Consider the following 16869-nt stretch of genomic DNA (forward strand, 5'->3'; position numbering starts at 1 on the left):
CGCCGGCCCCGCGATGGGTCGATATCGCGTGAAAAGCACTGTGCTGCTGAGGATTTTCCGGTCACAGCAGTGCTCGAATTGCGTCGTCATTGGCAATAGTGTCCGTCGCTCGCCACTGGCTGGGCAAATGCAAGGTTGCGCCACGCCGTTCCGGTGTGGTTAATCTGATCCATCTAGATCTGGCAAAGCGATACTGTCTTGGGTTGGCGTAGCAACCGACACTGGGAGGGTTAATGGCCGCCTATCGGACCGTGGTGGTAGGAACCGACGGCTCGGACTCGTCGATGCGTGCGGTGGATCGCGCCGCGCAAATCGCAGGTTCCGAAACCAAGTTGATCATCGCCTCGGCATACCTGCCCCAGCATGAGGATGGTCGCGCCGCCGATGTGCTGAGGGAAGAAAGCTACAAGGTGACGGGCACCGCTCCGATCTACGAGATCCTGCACGACGCCAAGGAACGGGCGCACAACGCCGGTGCCAAGAACGTCGAGGAGCGGGCGGTCGTCGGCGCTCCGGTGGATGCATTGGTGAATCTGGCCGAAGAGGAAAAGGCTGACCTGCTCGTTGTGGGCAACGTCGGTCTGAGCACCATCGCGGGCCGGTTGCTGGGATCGGTGCCGGCCAATGTCTCGCGTCGGGCCAAGGTCGATGTGCTGATCGTGCACACCACCTAGAGTTTGTCGCGCTACCAGCCCCGTTCGCGCCATTCGCCCAGGTGAGGGCGTTCGGTGCCCAGTACGGTGTCGTCGCCGTGACCGGGGTAGATGATGGTGGAGTCGGGGTACACGTCAAACACCCGAGTGGTGACATCGTCGAGTAGTTGGGTGAAGTCACCGGGCTGCCAGGTCTTGCCGACGCCTCCCGGGAACAGACAATCACCGGTGAACATCTGCGTCACCTCGCCTGTGGCCGGCCCATCGAGCGCCAGCGCGATCGATCCAGGGGTGTGCCCGCGCAAGTGGATGACATCGAAGCTCAGCTCGCCGATCTGCACGCTGTCGCCGTTGGCCAGCAGGCGGTCCGGTTTGATCGGCAGCGCGTCGGCATCGATCTGATGGGCGGCGGTGGGCGCGCCGGTGGCGGCGGCCACCGCTTCCAGCGCCTGCCAGTGGTCGAAGTGCTGGTGGCTGGTCACGATTAGCGACAACTTGGGGGTATGGCTGCGTACCAGATCGATGAGCAGGTCGGGATCGTTGGCGGCGTCGATGAGCAGCGTATCCCCGGTGGCCGAACAGGTCACCAGGTAGGCGTTGTTGTCCATCGGGCCGACTGAGGCCTTCACAATGGTGGCGCCGGGCAGGGTGCGTCGGGCCGCGGTGCCCGGTTCGACGTGTCCGGTGTAGTTGTCGCTGGGCTCGAGGCGCTTCTCCGAGGCAGTCATAGCGGTCACGTTACTGGTCCCCGAATGCTTGTCGGTAAGGGCACATAGCATGGACTACGGCCTGCGCAATGGCAGGTTTGTTTCTGGGTGTGAGCTGAGTATTTCGGGGAAGGGACAGCGTGGCTGACCGCCTGATCGTCAAGGGTGCACGTGAGCACAATCTGTGTGGCGTCGACCTTGACCTGCCCCGCGACGCGATGATCGTCTTCACCGGGCTGTCCGGGTCGGGTAAGTCCTCGTTGGCGTTCGACACCATTTTCGCCGAAGGCCAGCGGCGCTATGTGGAATCGTTGTCGGCGTACGCGCGCCAGTTTCTTGGGCAGATGGACAAGCCGGACGTCGACTTCATCGAGGGGCTTTCCCCCGCGGTGTCGATCGATCAGAAGTCCACCAACCGCAATCCGCGGTCGACTGTCGGCACCATCACCGAGGTCTACGACTATCTGAGGCTGCTGTATGCGCGTGCCGGCACCCCGCACTGCCCGACCTGTGGCGAGCGCATCGCGCGCCAAACGCCCCAACAAATCGTGGACCAGGTGCTGGCCATGGAGGAGGGCACGCGGTTTCTGGTGCTGGCGCCAGTGGTGCGTACCCGCAAGGGGGAGTTCGCCGACCTGTTCGACAAGCTCAATGCGCAGGGTTATAGCCGGGTGCGGGTTGACGGAGTGGTTCATCCGCTGACCGATCCGCCGAAGCTGAAGAAACAGGAGAAGCACGACATCGAGGTGGTGGTGGATCGTCTCACCGTCAAAGTGGCCGCTAAACAGCGGCTCACTGACTCGGTGGAGACGGCACTGAACCTGGCCGACGGCATCGTGGTGCTGGAATTCCCCGATGACCGCGACGAGCATGATCATCCTCGCGAGCAGCGGTTCTCCGAGAAGCTGGCTTGCCCCAATGGGCACCCGCTCGCGGTCGACGACCTAGAACCGCGGTCGTTTTCGTTCAATTCGCCCTATGGGGCTTGCCCGGAATGCAGCGGGCTGGGGATCCGCAAGGAGGTTGACCCCGAGCTGGTGGTGCCCGACCCGGATCGCACGCTGGCCGACGGCGCGGTGGCACCGTGGTCCACGGGCCACACCGCTGAATACTTCACCCGCATGATGGCGGGTCTGGGTGAGGCGCTCGGGTTCGACGTTGACACACCTTGGCGCAAGCTACCGGCCAAGGCCCGCAAGGCGATTCTGGAGGGCTCCGACGAGCAGGTCCATGTGCGGTACCGAAACCGGTACGGGCGCACCCGGTCCTACTACGCCGATTTCGAGGGCGTGCTGGCGTTTCTGCAGCGCAAGATGGCTCAGACCGAGTCCGAGCAGATGAAGGAACGCTACGAAGGCTTCATGCGTGACGTGCCGTGTCCGGTCTGTGTGGGCACGCGGCTCAAGCCAGAGATCCTGGCGGTGACGCTGGCGGCAGGGGACCAGGGCGCCAAATCGATTGCCGAGGTCTGCGAACTGTCAATCTCGGACTGCGCAGACTTTCTGAACGCGCTCACGCTCGGTCATCGCGAGCAGGCGATTGCCGGGCAGGTGCTCAAAGAAATCCAGTCGCGACTCGGGTTCCTGCTCGATGTCGGTTTGGAGTACCTGTCGTTGTCGCGCGCAGCGGCCACGCTGTCCGGTGGTGAGGCACAACGCATTCGGCTGGCCACTCAGATCGGCTCCGGTCTGGTGGGGGTGTTGTATGTGCTTGACGAGCCTTCCATTGGGCTGCACCAGCGTGACAACCGCCGGCTCATTGAAACCCTCACCCGGTTAAGGGATTTGGGTAACACGCTGATCGTGGTCGAGCATGACGAGGACACTATCGAGCACGCCGACTGGGTTGTTGACATCGGTCCGGGGGCCGGCGAGCATGGTGGCCGCATCGTGCACAGTGGCCCATACCAGGAGCTGCTGCGCAACCAGACTTCGATTACCGGCGCCTACCTGTCGGGCCGGGAAAGCATCGGCATTCCGGCGATCCGTCGATCTGTCGACAAGCGGCGGCAAGTTACCGTCGTGGGTGCTCGGGAACACAACTTGCGCGGTATCGATGTGTCGTTTCCCCTTGGTGTGCTCACCTCGGTGACCGGAGTGTCCGGATCGGGCAAATCCACACTGGTCAATGACATCCTGGCGGCCGTGCTGGCGAATCGGCTCAATGGCGCCCGCCAGGTCCCCGGTCGACATACCCGCGTCACGGGGCTTGACCACTTGGACAAGCTAGTGCGGGTCGACCAGTCGCCGATCGGCCGTACGCCGCGATCCAACCCGGCCACCTATACCGGCGTATTCGACAAGATCCGAACCCTGTTCGCGGCCACCACCGAGGCCAAAGTTCGCGGTTATCAGCCGGGTCGATTCTCGTTCAATGTCAAGGGCGGTCGCTGTGAGGCGTGCACCGGCGACGGCACTATCAAGATCGAGATGAACTTCCTGCCCGACGTGTATGTGCCATGCGAAGTGTGCCAGGGCGCACGCTATAACCGGGAAACCCTTGAAGTGCACTACAAGGGTAAGACCATCTCCGAGGTGCTCGACATGTCGATCGAGGAAGCCGCGGAGTTCTTCGAGCCGATCGCCGGCATTCATCGCTATCTGCGGACGTTGGTCGACGTCGGCCTGGGGTATGTCCGCCTCGGCCAGCCCGCACCGACGCTGTCGGGAGGCGAGGCGCAGCGGGTCAAGTTGGCGTCCGAGTTGCAGAAGCGCTCAACCGGCCGCACCATCTATATCCTCGACGAGCCCACCACCGGGCTGCATTTCGACGACATACGAAAGTTGTTGAATGTCATCAGTGGGCTTGTGGACAAGGGCAACACGGTGATCGTCATCGAGCACAACTTGGACGTGATCAAGACGTCGGACTGGATCATCGACATGGGCCCGGAGGGCGGTGCCGGCGGCGGAACCGTTGTCGCCCAAGGCGCGCCGGAGCATGTCGCCGCGGTGCCAGAAAGCTACACCGGCAAATTCCTGGCCGACGTCGTCGGCACCGGACGCGCGTCGGCCAGCACAACCCGGCCGACTCGGCGGCGAAAGGTAAGTGCCTGACTGTCCTCGCCTTGCCGGCGAATCACCACCTCATGCAGGTACTTTGGCTGCCATAGCGTCGGCAATTCGACTGGATTGGTCGGTCACCTGCGGTGCGCAGACGTTGACTTCGAGGACGACGTTGGACACCGCGCTGAGCACATGCTGGCAAATCACAACGCTGCCTTCCGGACCGCGGTGCAGTGAAATCTTGGGTGGGTCGTGGAGGGGCACGATCTGCGGTTCTTGAAGTTGCCCGGCGGTGTGGGCTTCGCGCTGCATGCGTCGCCGAAACACGTTCTCGGAGTTGAAATGGCTGGGCCATCAGTTTAAGTGCGACGGTGCGGTCTTTAACGGTGTCATGGGCCACTCGTAGACTTCGCCCATCCCACCGCGACCCAGTAGTCGCTGCCAGCCGGTAGGGCCCGAACCGGGTGCCCACCCGCAACGTCGGCACGGTGTCACTCATCGGTTCGCATCGACTCGCGGATCTGGGCTAGGCGTTCGGCCGCGGCTCGCTGGCGCTGCTCGTACTCTTCCTCGACAGCCCGCCCTTCGGATGTTTCGGCGTCGAGTTCCGTGGCGCCCAGTGCCGTCGTGTAGCGCGATTCGATCTTTTCGCGGACGGAGTCGAAGGTCGGCACGCCCGACGCGTCGAACCCAGCATCGGGTTGCGCGGACGGCGTGGTGTCGGCAGTCTCTGGTTCGTCGGGCATGCCGCAACGTTACTGCGGTCGCAGGACAACGGATTAGCGGCGCCGATGAAGATTGGCGACCGGTGTCGTCGCTGTAGGAGGCCGCGACCGAGTTATCTCTCCGCCGGGGCAACTTGTGCGGTCGGCGAGGAGCTACCCGGCAGCGGAATCCGGGGAGCCCGCGGAGTGCCCAGCTCGCCTGCCAGCCACGGCAGGGCGGCTGCGAACACCTGGTCGGCGAACGGCCAGTCGTGTTTGCCCGGCTGGGGTACTACCGCGCAGTCGATGCCATTGGTGCGGCCCAGCGCGCACAGCGCATATGCTGCCGCGGTTTGGTTACTGGGGTTGGCGGCGGCATTACGCCCGGCTACCTGCATGGCAGCGGTGTCGACAGTCGGGATATCGCGGCGCCCGCTGGCTGGACCCGAAGAGGGGATCGCGAACCAGCCCGAGACTCCGGTGTAGGGGCCATGGCGGGTGATCACTGTCGTCGGGTCGAACGCCGACCAGGCCTCGGCGTCGCCGCCGAACAGCCTGGCGATGGTCTCCGCCTTGTTGCCGACGTTCGGATAGAGATCGCCGGCGACATCCACAAAACTGCTGAACATGTCGGGGTGCATGACGGTTAGATCCACCGCACAGGTACCGCCCATCGACCAGCCGACAATGCCCCAGTTGTGCTGTTCGGCGCTGACGCCGAAGGTCGAGATCATGTAGGGCACGACGTCTTTGGTGAGGTGATCGGCGGCATTGCCGCGTCGGCCATTGACGCATTCGGTGTCGTTGTTGAACGCGCCGCCGGAGTCCACAAAGACGAGAACCGGCGCGTTGCCATCGTGCGAGCGCGCCAAAGCGTCGACCGTATGCACGGCCCTGCCTGCCCGCGCCCAGTCGGCGGGCGTGTTGAATTGGCCGCCGATCATCATCACCGTCGGCAACTGGGGCGGGGGGTAGCTGGCGAACCAGGCGGGCGGCAGATAGACGAGTTCGCCGCGGTGCTTGAAGTGCGATGCATCGGACGGGATCGCCACCGGGACCACACTGCCGTGCGTTGGCAGCTCTCCCTTGCCTACCATCGCGGCAACGGTGGCCTGATCCGTCTGATCGGGTAGCGGCCCGGAGGTTAGTTGATTCCACGCGTCCTGGACGGTGGGGAAGTAGCCCACCCACACGTTGAGCGCCAACGCCGCGCTGAGCGCACACAGCGGTACGGCCAACACCGACGCGCCGCGGCGCCATCGGCGGGCCCGGCGCCAGCCGAGCACCAGCACCGCCATAGCCACACTCAGTAAACCGACCCAGACCCACAGCGAGCCCGGGGGAGCCTCATTGGCCAGTCCGCCGACGTACCAGCGGGTCCAACAGGCCGTCACGGCGCCGATGGTCACCACCGCCGGCAGCCGCCGCAGCCGCCACTGAGGGGAGCGCCACCCGACCGCGAGCAGCAGCACGGCCGCGGTCATGCCTTGCACCGTGACCGGCACCCAACCGTGCATGAGCGAGGTATGAGCATTCGCCAACTGCCCCACGGTCGGCGGCACCGACGCTGTCACGGATCAATTGTGCGGCATCGCCTACCGTGTTTTCTAGGAATTGTTTTGAGCTGCCTAGGATTAGTGCGGCTTCGCCAAAGGGAAGGGCAGCGTCTCGCGAATGCTGCGCCCGGTGACCAACATGACTACCCGGTCGATGCCCATGCCCAACCCGCCGGTGGGTGGCATTGCGTATTCCATGGCCTGCAAGAAGTCTTCATCAAGCTGCATTGCCTCGGGGTCGCCACCGGCGGCCAGCAGGGACTGTTCCTGCAGACGGCGCCGTTGCTCAATTGGGTCGGTGAGTTCGCTGTAGGCAGTACCGAGTTCGACGCCCCACGCCACCAGGTCCCAACGTTCGGCGACTCCGGGCTTGCTGCGGTGCGGCCGGGTCAGCGGCGACACCGAGGTTGGGAAGTCGGTGTAGAAGGTCGGTTGCTCGGTACGGCTTTCAACCAGGTGCTCATACAGCTCCAGGACCAACGCGCCGGCGTCCCATTGTGCCCGGTAGGGAACCCGGGCGGCGTCGGACAACCTGCGCAGCGTGGCCAGCTGTGTGTCGGCGTCAATCCGTTCACCCAGCGCTTCTGACACCGCATCGTGAACGGTCTTTACCGGCCAGATCCCGGAGATATCAACCGGCTCGAGGTAGCCGTCGCCGGTGGGCCGCATCGCAGTCAACGTTCCATTTGCCGCTTGTGCGGCGTTCTGGACGAGTTCGCGGCAGCCGTCGATCCACACGGTGTAGTCGGCATGCGCTTGATAGGCCTCGAGCAGGGTGAACTCCGGATTGTGGCTGAAGTCGACGCCCTCGTTTCGAAAGGCTCGGCCCAGTTCGAATACCCGTTCCACGCCGCCGACACAGAGCCGCTTCAAATACAGCTCCGGCGCAATGCGCAAGAACAAATCCATGGAATAGCTGTTGATGTGGGTGACGAAGGGCCGGGCCGCGGCTCCGCCGTGCACCTGCTGCAACATCGGGGTCTCGACTTCGATAAAGCCCTTTGCAAACAATGTCTCTCGGACGGAACGCAATACGGAGCTGCGGGCGGTGATCAACTCACGGGCCTCGGCGTTGACCGCCAGATCGACATAACGGGTCCGCACTCGGGCCTCGGGATCGGTCAACCCCTTCCACTTATTCGGCAGGGGGCGCAGGCACTTACCAATCAGGCGCCAGTCGGTGACGATCAGTGATCGAGTTCCGGTCTTGCTCGAGCCCATGTGCCCGGTCATCTCCACCAGGTCGCCGAGATCTATCGTCGCATTGAAATCAGCGGCGCGGCCCTGCAGCAAGCGTGAATTATCCAGAAGCACTTGCATTTCGCCTGTCCAGTCGCGCAGGTGAGCGAAAAGGACGCCACCGTAGTTGCGTATCCGCAATATTCGACCGGAAACCGACAGGGTGTCCTGGTCGTCGGCATCCACGGCTTGTACGACGGTGTGACTGGGTGGCTTGCCCACCGGATAGGCTTCAATGCCGTTGTACTGCAACTTCTTTAGCTTGTCGAGACGAACCCGTACCTGCTCGGGCAGGCGGCGTCGGCCTCCGTGGCCGTCGATGTGCGTCGCGTTTTGCAGCAAGTTCACATCGGGTGCTGAACCGTCAGGGTGTAACAGGCCGCTGGCCGCGAGCCGTTCGGGAACGGCGGGATGGTGACCGGTGTGGTTTTTCTTGCGCCGGCTGAACGGCAACACGAGAAACCCCTCGGCGATGACCGAGGCGACACCCACCTTGGGGATCACCCGCGCGTCGTCGTAGCACGCGTAGCGGGGAACCCATTGGGGGTGATACTTCTGGTTCGAGCGGTAGAGCGTTTCGATCTGCCACCACCGCGAGAAGAAGATCAGTAGCCACCGCCACAATCGGGCGACCGGCCCCGCGCCGAGTTGGGCGCCCTGCTCGAAGGCGGACCGAAACATTGCAAAGTTCAGCGAGATACGGCTGATACCCAGGTTTTCGGCGCGCAGCGTGAGTTCGCTGACCATCAGTTCAATGGTGCCGTTCGGAGATTGCGGTGAGCGACGCATCAAGTCGAGGGAAACGCCGGTGGTGCCCCAGGGCACCAGCGATAGCATCGCGACCACCTCGTCGTCGGGATCCAGCGCCTCGACGAGCAGACAATCGGAGTCCATTGGGTCGCCAAGCCGGCCCAGGGCCATCGAGAAACCGCGCTCGGATTCGGTGTCGCGCCAGGCATCGGTGCGGGCGATGGTCTGTTCCATCTCGGCCGTGGGGATATCGCGGTGCCGTCTGATCCGCACCGTCAGACCGGCCCGACGCGCTCGGGTCACAGCCTGGCGCACCCCGCGCATGTCGGGGCCGGACAAGGTGAACTCGGCGGGCCGAAGGATCGCTTCGTCACCCAACTCGAGCGCGTTCAGACCCGCCTCTCGATATGTTTGAGCCCCTTGCGAACTGGCGCCCATCACACCTGGCGACCAGCCGTAGGTTTGGCAAAGCCCAAGCCACGCGTCGACGGCCTGCGGCCACGACCGTGGGTCGCCAATCGGGTCGCCGCTGGCGAGGCAGACCCCGATCTCGACACGGTAGGTTACGGCGGCGCGGCCACTCGGCGCGAAAACCACCGACTTGTCGCGGCGGGTGGCGAAGTAGCCCAGCGAGTCATTGTTGCCGTACAACTCGAGCAATCCCCGGATGGCCGATTCGTCTTCGCCGGTCAGTGCGTTCTCGGCGCGCTGGGACTGGAACAGCACGATCGTCGCGGCGATCAAGGCTAGGGCACCGAACAACCCGAAGACGACTTTGAGCAAGACGTGCGGTCGGCCGGTGAACAGCTCCGGGTCGGCGAGGGCGAAACCGATCACCCGGTTGGCCACATAGGGCAAGCGGTCCTGCGGGGCGAGTGATCCCGGGAACAGTTCGACCAGCCCCCAGGACACCAGGATCCCGATGGTGCCGCCGGCGAGCAGCACCGCGGCCGATTTGAACAACGCGCCCCGGCGGACCTTGGCCCAGAACTGCCGATAGCCCAGCACCAGCACAACGATGGCGACCACGTGGAAGGCGAACCCGAGGTTCTCACCGAAGTTCTCGGCGGCGGTGTTGTCGCCCGCGGCGATGTCGGCGACATTCAGGAAAGCGGCAAGAACCACATTCCCCAGCAGCAGCAACCAGGCAATCCGTTTGCGCGCGGTCAACGCGGCTGCCAGCAACGCCAGCACGAACGACCACGCGAAGCTGGTGTCGGGGAAATTGAACAGGTAGCTGTTGATGAACTCCCGGGGAACCTTGATGATCCACCGGATCAGCGGCGAAATACTGGCTAGCAGCGACAGCGTCGCGATGACGCCGACGGTCCAGCCGGCGGCCGCGGGAACCCAGTAATACCGCGAGGTAGACCTGCTCTCCATCGAGCGAGGCTTTGTGACGGTCACAGACCGCGAGGATATTCCTTAATAGCGGGAAAATCCCGGTGAAGCGGTAGCCAGATTGTGCTCGCGCCGCGCGCTTGGGTCGCCGCTGAGGCCAGCTCATTACCAGTGTGACCGGTAATGGCTGTTAGACTGGCCGTCGCGACCATCCCGGCGAAGGCCAGGACAGTTAAGTGGAGTCCCACTCCCACCGCTAGCCACGAGAAGGCCACGAGAAGGTTTGAAGGCCTTTCCCAAGGTTATGCGGTCCGGTCACAGGCATCTTGGCATGCCTGTTCTGCGCGTGGCGCGGGCGGCTTGAAAGTTTTGAGCCGCGATCGGTCGGCATTGGGCCCTGCGGTGCAGGGCTTTTTTGCTGATGGCAGGGCATTCCATCCGCTGATTCCGGCCCGTCCAGGCTCTGGCTGCGGCGGATAGAAAACCAACCAGGGAGGCCCCATCAGCACTGAGACCCGCGTCAACGAGCGTATTCGCGTACCTGAAGTCCGACTAATCGGCCCAGGGGGGGAGCAGGTAGGCATAGTGCGTATCGAAGACGCACTCCGCGTTGCCGCGGATGCCGATCTCGACCTTGTCGAAGTTGCCCCGAACGCCAGGCCACCGGTCTGCAAAATCATGGACTACGGCAAGTACAAATACGAGGCGGCGCAAAAGGCGCGCGAATCCCGCCGGAACCAGCAGCAGACCGTCGTCAAAGAACAGAAGCTGCGACCGAAGATCGATGATCACGACTACGAGACCAAGAAGGGGCACGTAATCCGCTTCTTGGAGGCCGGATCGAAGGTCAAGGTCACCATCATGTTTCGCGGACGTGAGCAGTCGCGGCCCGAGTTGGGCTACCGGTTGCTACAGCGGCTAGGCGCCGACGTTGCCGAGTACGGATTCGTCGAGACCTCTGCCAAGCAGGACGGACGCAACATGACGATGGTGCTGGCACCCCACCGCGGCGCAAAAACGCGAGCCAGAGCTCGGCATCCTGACGAACCACCTGCCGGACCGGCGGGCGGCGAAGTCACACCGTCATCGAACTAACCCGCTAGCGAAGAACTGAGGAAACATGCCCAAGGCCAAGACCCACAGTGGGGCCTCGAAGCGGTTCCGGCGCACCGGTACCGGAAAGATCGTCCGGCAGCAGGCCAACCGTCGCCATCTGCTGGAGCACAAGCCGAGCAAGCGAACCCGACGACTGGACGGCCGAACGACGGTGGCGGCCAACGACACCAAGCGGGTCAATTCGCTGCTGAACGGCTAGCCGGCGCCCGGCGCGTCCGGCTGACGCCGGTACCTGACCATTACGTCCGATCGAGAGTAGGAAAAATTCTTATGGCACGCGTAAAGCGGGCAGTCAACGCCCACAAGAAGCGGCGCTCCATCCTGAAGGCCTCGAAAGGCTATCGCGGCCAGCGGTCTCGGCTTTACCGCAAAGCCAAGGAACAGCAGCTGCATTCGCTGAACTACGCCTACCGCGACCGCCGCGCGCGCAAGGGCGAGTTCCGGAAGTTGTGGATTTCGCGGATCAACGCGGCCGCGCGTGCTAACGACATCACCTACAACCGGCTGATCCAGGGTCTGAAAGCGGCCGGCGTCGAGGTGGACCGCAAGAACCTTGCCGATGTCGCGGTCACCGACCCGGCGGCGTTCACCGCGCTCGTCGAGGTCGCTCGGGCGGCGTTGCCCGAGGACGTCAACGCCCCGTCCGGAGAGGCTGCGTAGCACCGACAAGGCTGGCTGTGCAGGGACCGAACGCGGACAGACCCAGCCAGGTGCTCACCGAGCGGTCCGCCAGAGTTGCCGCCGCGGTCAAACTGCACCGTCACGTCGGCCGGCGCCGAGCGAACCGTTTTCTCGCCGAGGGCCCCAATCTCGTCGAGGCCGCGTCAGCGCGGGGGCTGGTCCTGGACGTGTTTGCCACCGAGGTTGCGGCCCGACGCCATCAGTCCTTGCTGGCCGAGCAGAACGCACCGGTACACCTGGTTACCGAGCGCGCCGCAAAGGCCCTGTCGGACACGGTCACTCCGGCGGGCCTGGTCGCGGTCTGCGAAGTGCCGGCGACCCGGATGGCGGACGTGCTGGCCGGTTCGCCGCAGCTGGTTGCCACCGCCGTCGACATCAATGAGCCCGGCAACGCCGGCACGCTGATCCGCATCGCCGATGCCATGGGGGCGGCCGCTGTGATTCTCGCCGGGCACAGCGTCGACCCTTACAACGGCAAATGTGTGCGGGCATCGGCCGGCAGTATCTTCTCGGTCCCGGTCGTGGTCGCAGCCGACACCTCTGCCGTCGTCGCCGCCTTACGCACGGCCGGGCTACGGGTGCTAGCCAGTGCGGTCGACGGCGAGATGTCCCTCGATGAGGCTCAGCGGCTTCTCGGTGCCCCCACGGCCTGGCTGTTCGGGCCCGAATCCCATGGGCTGTCGGCTGAAATTGCTATGCAGGCCGATCACCGGGTGCGTATCCCCATGATTGGGGGAGCGGAGAGTCTGAACGTTGCCGCGGCGGCGGCGATTTGTCTGTATCAAAGTGCCCGGGTGCAGGGGCGAACTTGCTAAGTCAGGCGACGTTTCGGGCCTTTTTTGGTCTCCACGCCGGTCGTCGGCCGGCGATCGACAGAGTGCTGTGCACCAGTGTTCCGGCCCGTTCGAGCAGCACCTTGGCTGGATGCGTGCGTGGCGGAAAGTAGTGCATGGGCAGCCCACGGCGGTCAGGCGGCGGCGCCATGAAGCTGGGTGCTTCGACCAACGGCGCATCGCTACGAGTTCGCCCCTCAGCCCGTCGGTAGGCGGCCAGCGCGCGCGGGTGCAACCGGATCTCCTCGGGCACTGCCAGGAATGCGAACTCCACCATCTTGCCGAACAATCGCAGCAGTATCTCGTCGCCGGGGGTCCAGCGCATTCCGGCTTTCTCCCGGACAGCCGGATCGAATAGACCGGCCGCGATCCAGCGCTGACTGGCCACCAACGGCTTGAACAACTGGTCCCATATCGGCGTGGGCATCAGGACAAATTTCGGCTTGGGAATGCGCATCTGCAAGATGTCCAGGGTGGCTCGGTTGATCTCCAGCTCGTCGCGGCACACCCGATCCCAGTAGTCCTGAAATTCGTCCCACGATTTGGGCACCGGCCGCATGCTCATCCCGTACATCCGGTACCACTGCACGTGCTCGTCGAACAGCTTGCGCTTCTCCCGGTCGGTCAAACCGCCGCAGAAGTATTCGGCCACCTTGATGACGAGCATGAAGAAGGTGGCGTGGGCCCAGTAGAACGTGTCCGGGTTGAGCGCGTGATAACGACGCCCCTCAGCATCGACACCCTTGATGGTGCGGTGGTAGCCCTTGATCTGCTGTCCGGTCTGGGTGGCTCGCTCGCCGTCGTAGACCACGCCCATGATCGGGTACACCGACCGGGCCACTCGCTGCAACGGTTCGCGCAGCAGGATCGAATGTTCCTCCACCCCGGCGCCCAGCTCCGGATACATGTTCTGGATTGCGCCGATCCACACACCCATCATTCCTGTGCGCAGGTCGCCAAAGTATTTCCAGGTCAGCGAGTCGGGCCCGAGCGGTTCAGCCGGTGTCCTCGATGTGGCAGTCATCGCGGCCTCCTACCCATGATTTGCGCCCACGATAAACTTGACAACGCATGTTGTCTACGTTTTGGGCGGGTGTCACCGCAGGTGTTACCGAGCGTCCACAGCGGCGTGGCGACTAAGTGATCACGCCGACCGTTGCAACCCGCGAAGCCAGACCGGACAGTCGATCGGCCCGGGTCGGCGGGGTCGACGGCAGACCCGCGCAAAACCGGGGCACCCATCTGGGGGTGTTTTGTCGGTAAGGCTGCCAAAAGCATGTCGAGCAAGTATGGTTTGCCCAGCAGCACACTGTTTCTCTCGGTAATTGTCTGATGGTTGTATGCGGTCAGTCAAAGGAGACGGGCTATGTCGTTTGTCAACGTGGTGCCGGACATGGTGGCGGCCGCGGCCGGGAACGTCGAGAGCATCGGCTCGGCGCTCAACGCGGCCAACGCGGCGGCCGCCGTGCCCACGGTCGAGATCATGGCGCCGGCCCTGGATGACGTATCGGCTGCCATTACCGCAGTATTCGGCTCGCACGCTCAGGAATTTCAAGCCCTCAGCGTCCAAGCGTCGGCGTTCCATGAGCAGTTCGTGAATCTGATGAACGCCGGTGCCGCCGCATACTCCAATGCCGAGTCCAGCATTCAACAGGGTTTGCTGAATGCCGTGAATGGGCCCGCGCAGGCGCTGCTGGGGCACCCACTGATCGATCCCGGGTCCGCCGGCCCGGCGGCCGCCTCGGTTGGGGGGTCGCTAGGTGGCGGCGTTCTCGAGCTGCCCGGCGACCCGCTGCCGGGTATTGGCATTCCGATCAGCTACCCGGTGAGTATGGACACCCCGTTGGGTCCGGTGGCGCTGACGCTGAACGGGACGTACTCGCCGGTGACTGGGCAAGCCACCTTCGACTCCGGATCCCTCACCGTGCCCGCCGCGCTCAAGTACGGGGTGGGTGCGCTGGGGCCGTTTATAACCACCTCGGCCGCGCTGCAAGCGAGCGGCGCGGCATTCGCCAACGCCGTGCAAACCGGCGATATCCTGGGGGCCGCCGGCGCGGTCATCCAGGCTCCGGGCAGTGCGCTGTACGGCTTCCTGCTCGGTCAAACGGCGATATCGCAGGCGATGCCGGCACCCGACGGTTCGGGATACACCTCCGCGGAGATCAGCGTTCCGGTAGGGGGGCTGCTGGCGCCAACCCAGGTCGCAACGCTCACGCTGACGCCGACGAGCGGGGCACCGACCGCCATCCAATTGGATGGAACGCAGTTCGGCGGCTTGCTCACTGGCCTGCTCGACGATTTCGTGCCCGGCTTCTAGGCGTGTCGAATCACTCACGCCCCGCATGATCAGGGCGTTTGGCGCGGCTGTGAGCTAACCGGCCGCGGCGGTGATTGCCTAGCTCCGCCGAAAGCACCTACCCTTGCGAGGTGGAGGAGGCCGGGGCTGTCGGTGGAGAGCCCGTCGCGCCCGACGAAGCGGAGACTGCGCTAGCGTCGTCCGAATCGCATCGACATTCCCCATTGCGGTGGCTGCGTTCGACCAACCACAGCCCGGGCGTGGTGGCGTTCGTTCGGCGGGCGCGACGGTTGTTACCGGGTGATCCCGAGTTCGGTGACCCCTTGTCGACCGCCGGGGAAGGCGGGCCGCGTGCCGCGGCCCGCGCCGCCGATCGGCTGATGGGGGACCGCGAGGCGGCATCTCGTGAGCTCAGCCTGGGTGTCCTGCAGGTATGGCAGGCGTTGACCGAGGCGGTCTCGCGAAAGCCCGCGAACCCGGAAGTGACCCTGATCTTCACTGATCTCGTGGGCTTCTCGACGTGGTCATTGCATGCTGGCGACGATGCTGCCCTCACCTTGTTGCGCCAAGTGGCGCGCGCCGTCGAGTCCCCGCTGCTCGACGCCGGCGGCCACATCGTCAAGCGAATGGGTGACGGGATCATGGCCGTGTTCCGCAACCCGACAGTCGCGGTGCGGGCTGTTTTCGTCGCACAGGAGGCCATGAAAGCCGTCACCGTGGAGGGTTACACGCCCCGAATGCGGGTGGGCATTCATACCGGCCGGCCGCAACGTTTGGCCGCCGACTGGCTGGGCGTCGACGTCAACATCGCCGCTCGCGTTATGGAACGCGCCACCAGAGGTGGCATCATGATATCGAGCCCCACCTTGGACTTGATCCCGCAAAGCGAGCTGGACGCCATGGGCGTCGTCGCCAAGCGGGCACGCCGGCCGATGTTTGCCAGCAAGCTCACCGGCATTCCCCCGGACTTGGCTATATATCGTCTCAGTGCTAGTAAGGAGCCGTCGACTTCCGGTGACGCGGCCGAAACAGGTGTACAGGCATAGTTGATGTTGATGATGTACGGGATTGCGTTCCGACTCGCCCGGGTCCGGTTCACCCTCAGCTACTTGGCCGCTCTTGCTTCGGTGAGTATCGCGCTTTTGATGCTTGGCCCGCAGGCTCACGAGCGGGCCATTCGGCACGCGAGCACGAACCTGCACAACCTGGCGCACGGTCGCCTCGGAACGTTGTGGAACAGCGCCTTTGTCATCGATGAGGGGCCGCTCTACTTTTGGCTGCCGTGCCTGGCATGCCTGCTCGCACTTGCGGAGTTACATTTGCGCACCGGTCGGCTGGCCGCGGCGTTTATCGTCGGCCATCTCGGGGCGACATTGCTGGTAGCAAGCGCGCTAGCGGGAGCGGTCACGTTCGGCTGGCTGCCGTGGTCGATGACGCGCGTCAGCGACGTGGGGATGAGCTATGGTGCCCTGGCGGTTCTTGGGGCGCTGACGGCGACAATCGCCCGCCGGTGGCGGCCGGCATGGGTCGGCTGGTGGGTGTCGCTGGGCATCGCCGCCGCGATCACCGGCGGTGGTTTCACCGACTGCGGCCACGCGATCGCGTTGGCACTGGGCATGTTGATGACGATGCGGTTCAGCCACCCGATCCGATGGACGCCGCCGCGGTATGCGCTGTTGGTGGCGTCGTCGGGGTTCGGTTTCCTGTTGCTGGCTCATACGACCTGGACGTCGGCGAATGGACTGGTGCTGGGCATCGCCGGCGCCGTGGCCGCGCATTCGATCGCGCGGCGGATAACGCTGCGCGGTGTACAGGGGCGTCGAGATTCGGGGACCGCGCCCTGCCCGGTGCCCAGCGGCTGACAATCCCGTAGCCAAATAAGATCATCGCCAACTGCTGACCTATGATCGGCACTTGCGTCACGCCGTGCCGGGCCGGGTAGTCGTCGATGTCCAGCGGCCCAACCGCTCGCGACGATGCGGGCAGCC

15 protein-coding genes and 1 pseudogene are annotated in these 16869 nt (G+C 64.3%); 9 read left to right on the forward strand and 7 right to left on the reverse strand.

Annotation, left to right across the window (positions count from 1 at the left end; translation table 11 throughout):
- Positions 1–233 precede the first annotated feature (233 nt).
- Positions 234–674 carry a universal stress protein gene (locus MB901379_RS10930; RefSeq protein ID WP_158016718.1) on the forward strand — a complete coding sequence of 147 codons (441 nt, stop codon included), beginning with the start codon at positions 234–236 and terminating at the stop codon, positions 672–674.
- A gap of 11 nt (positions 675–685) precedes the next feature.
- Here the strand turns inward: MB901379_RS10930 and MB901379_RS10935 are convergent, their stop codons facing one another.
- On the reverse strand, positions 686–1381 hold the full coding sequence (locus MB901379_RS10935) for an MBL fold metallo-hydrolase (RefSeq protein WP_197717883.1): 696 nt from the start codon (positions 1379–1381) through the stop codon (positions 686–688).
- A gap of 119 nt (positions 1382–1500) precedes the next feature.
- Here MB901379_RS10935 and uvrA point away from each other — a divergent pair, with 119 nt between their 5' ends.
- Positions 1501–4416 carry an excinuclease ABC subunit UvrA gene (gene uvrA, locus MB901379_RS10940; protein ID WP_158016720.1) on the forward strand — a complete coding sequence of 972 codons (2916 nt, stop codon included), beginning with the start codon at positions 1501–1503 and terminating at the stop codon, positions 4414–4416.
- A gap of 30 nt (positions 4417–4446) precedes the next feature.
- Here uvrA and MB901379_RS24545 read toward each other — a convergent pair whose 3' ends face one another.
- From MB901379_RS24545 to lysX, 5 genes and pseudogenes are all read right to left on the reverse strand, one after another.
- Positions 4447–4629 carry a sensor domain-containing protein gene (locus tag MB901379_RS24545; protein ID WP_232022106.1) on the reverse strand — a complete coding sequence of 61 codons (183 nt, stop codon included), beginning with the start codon at positions 4627–4629 and terminating at the stop codon, positions 4447–4449.
- A pseudogene (locus tag MB901379_RS10945) lies at positions 4615–4864 on the reverse strand (serine/threonine-protein kinase PknH/PknJ); the annotation flags it as partial. The gene MB901379_RS24545 and the pseudogene MB901379_RS10945, both read right to left, overlap by 15 nt.
- Positions 4857–5111 (reverse strand): hypothetical protein, encoded by a 255-nt coding sequence (locus tag MB901379_RS10950; protein ID WP_158016721.1) that lies wholly within the window; start codon positions 5109–5111, stop codon positions 4857–4859. The pseudogene MB901379_RS10945 and the gene MB901379_RS10950, both read right to left, overlap by 8 nt.
- Before the next feature lie 92 nt (positions 5112–5203).
- Complete coding sequence (locus tag MB901379_RS10955; protein ID WP_158019099.1) at positions 5204–6586, reverse strand: alpha/beta hydrolase; 1383 nt, start codon at positions 6584–6586, stop codon at positions 5204–5206.
- Positions 6587–6703: 117 nt separating this feature from the next.
- On the reverse strand, positions 6704–9997 hold the full coding sequence (lysX, locus tag MB901379_RS10960) for a bifunctional lysylphosphatidylglycerol synthetase/lysine--tRNA ligase LysX (RefSeq protein WP_197717884.1): 3294 nt from the start codon (positions 9995–9997) through the stop codon (positions 6704–6706).
- A 459-nt stretch (positions 9998–10456) separates the two neighbouring features.
- Here lysX and infC point away from each other — a divergent pair, with 459 nt between their 5' ends.
- From infC to MB901379_RS10980, 4 genes are all read left to right on the forward strand, one after another.
- The gene (gene infC, locus MB901379_RS10965) at positions 10457–11050 is read left to right on the forward strand and encodes a translation initiation factor IF-3 (RefSeq protein WP_158019100.1); all 594 of its coding nucleotides are present in this window, start codon (positions 10457–10459) and stop codon (positions 11048–11050) included.
- A gap of 25 nt (positions 11051–11075) precedes the next feature.
- Positions 11076–11270 carry a 50S ribosomal protein L35 gene (gene rpmI / locus MB901379_RS10970; RefSeq protein WP_158016723.1) on the forward strand — a complete coding sequence of 65 codons (195 nt, stop codon included), beginning with the start codon at positions 11076–11078 and terminating at the stop codon, positions 11268–11270.
- Between the two features lie 71 nt (positions 11271–11341).
- Positions 11342–11731 (forward strand): 50S ribosomal protein L20, encoded by a 390-nt coding sequence (gene rplT, locus MB901379_RS10975; RefSeq protein ID WP_158016724.1) that lies wholly within the window; start codon positions 11342–11344, stop codon positions 11729–11731.
- A 50-nt stretch (positions 11732–11781) separates the two neighbouring features.
- The gene (locus MB901379_RS10980) at positions 11782–12567 is read left to right on the forward strand and encodes a TrmH family RNA methyltransferase (RefSeq protein ID WP_158019101.1); all 786 of its coding nucleotides are present in this window, start codon (positions 11782–11784) and stop codon (positions 12565–12567) included.
- A 1-nt stretch (position 12568) separates the two neighbouring features.
- On the opposite strand, the gene MB901379_RS10985 is transcribed toward MB901379_RS10980, so the two are convergent.
- On the reverse strand, positions 12569–13609 hold the full coding sequence (locus MB901379_RS10985; protein WP_158016725.1) for an oxygenase MpaB family protein: 1041 nt from the start codon (positions 13607–13609) through the stop codon (positions 12569–12571).
- A 342-nt stretch (positions 13610–13951) separates the two neighbouring features.
- On the opposite strand from MB901379_RS10985, the gene MB901379_RS10990 reads away from it, so the two are divergent.
- The 3 genes from MB901379_RS10990 (at position 13952) to MB901379_RS11000 (ending at position 16743) form a co-directional block, all read left to right on the forward strand.
- Positions 13952–14902 (forward strand): PE family protein, encoded by a 951-nt coding sequence (locus tag MB901379_RS10990; protein ID WP_158016726.1) that lies wholly within the window; start codon positions 13952–13954, stop codon positions 14900–14902.
- A gap of 110 nt (positions 14903–15012) precedes the next feature.
- Positions 15013–15927 carry an adenylate/guanylate cyclase domain-containing protein gene (locus MB901379_RS10995; protein ID WP_232022044.1) on the forward strand — a complete coding sequence of 305 codons (915 nt, stop codon included), beginning with the start codon at positions 15013–15015 and terminating at the stop codon, positions 15925–15927.
- Positions 15928–15936: 9 nt separating this feature from the next.
- A complete protein-coding gene (locus MB901379_RS11000; RefSeq protein WP_158016728.1) occupies positions 15937–16743 on the forward strand; it encodes a rhomboid-like protein in 807 nt (268 codons plus the stop codon).
- Positions 16744–16869: the final 126 nt, after the last annotated feature.

The sequence above is a fragment of the Mycobacterium basiliense genome, assembly GCF_900292015.1.
GTDB lineage: Bacteria > Actinomycetota > Actinomycetes > Mycobacteriales > Mycobacteriaceae > Mycobacterium > Mycobacterium basiliense.

Bases quoted from the DNA above. Each gene is read 5' to 3' on its own strand.
- MB901379_RS10930 (WP_158016718.1), top strand. From the start codon at position 234: ATGGCCGCCTATCGGACCGTGGTGGTAGGAACCGACGGCTCGGACTCG.
- MB901379_RS10935 (WP_197717883.1), bottom strand. From the start codon at position 1,381: ATGACTGCCTCGGAGAAGCGCCTCGAGCCCAGCGACAACTACACCGGA.
- MB901379_RS10950 (WP_158016721.1), bottom strand. From the start codon at position 5,111: ATGCCCGACGAACCAGAGACTGCCGACACCACGCCGTCCGCGCAACCC.
- MB901379_RS10955 (WP_158019099.1), bottom strand. From the start codon at position 6,586: ATGCACGGTTGGGTGCCGGTCACGGTGCAAGGCATGACCGCGGCCGTG.
- lysX (WP_197717884.1), bottom strand. From the start codon at position 9,997: ATGGAGAGCAGGTCTACCTCGCGGTATTACTGGGTTCCCGCGGCCGCC.
- rpmI (WP_158016723.1), top strand. From the start codon at position 11,076: ATGCCCAAGGCCAAGACCCACAGTGGGGCCTCGAAGCGGTTCCGGCGC.
- rplT (WP_158016724.1), top strand. From the start codon at position 11,342: ATGGCACGCGTAAAGCGGGCAGTCAACGCCCACAAGAAGCGGCGCTCC.
- MB901379_RS10985 (WP_158016725.1), bottom strand. From the start codon at position 13,609: ATGACTGCCACATCGAGGACACCGGCTGAACCGCTCGGGCCCGACTCG.
- MB901379_RS10990 (WP_158016726.1), top strand. From the start codon at position 13,952: ATGTCGTTTGTCAACGTGGTGCCGGACATGGTGGCGGCCGCGGCCGGG.
- MB901379_RS11000 (WP_158016728.1), top strand. From the start codon at position 15,937: ATGATGTACGGGATTGCGTTCCGACTCGCCCGGGTCCGGTTCACCCTC.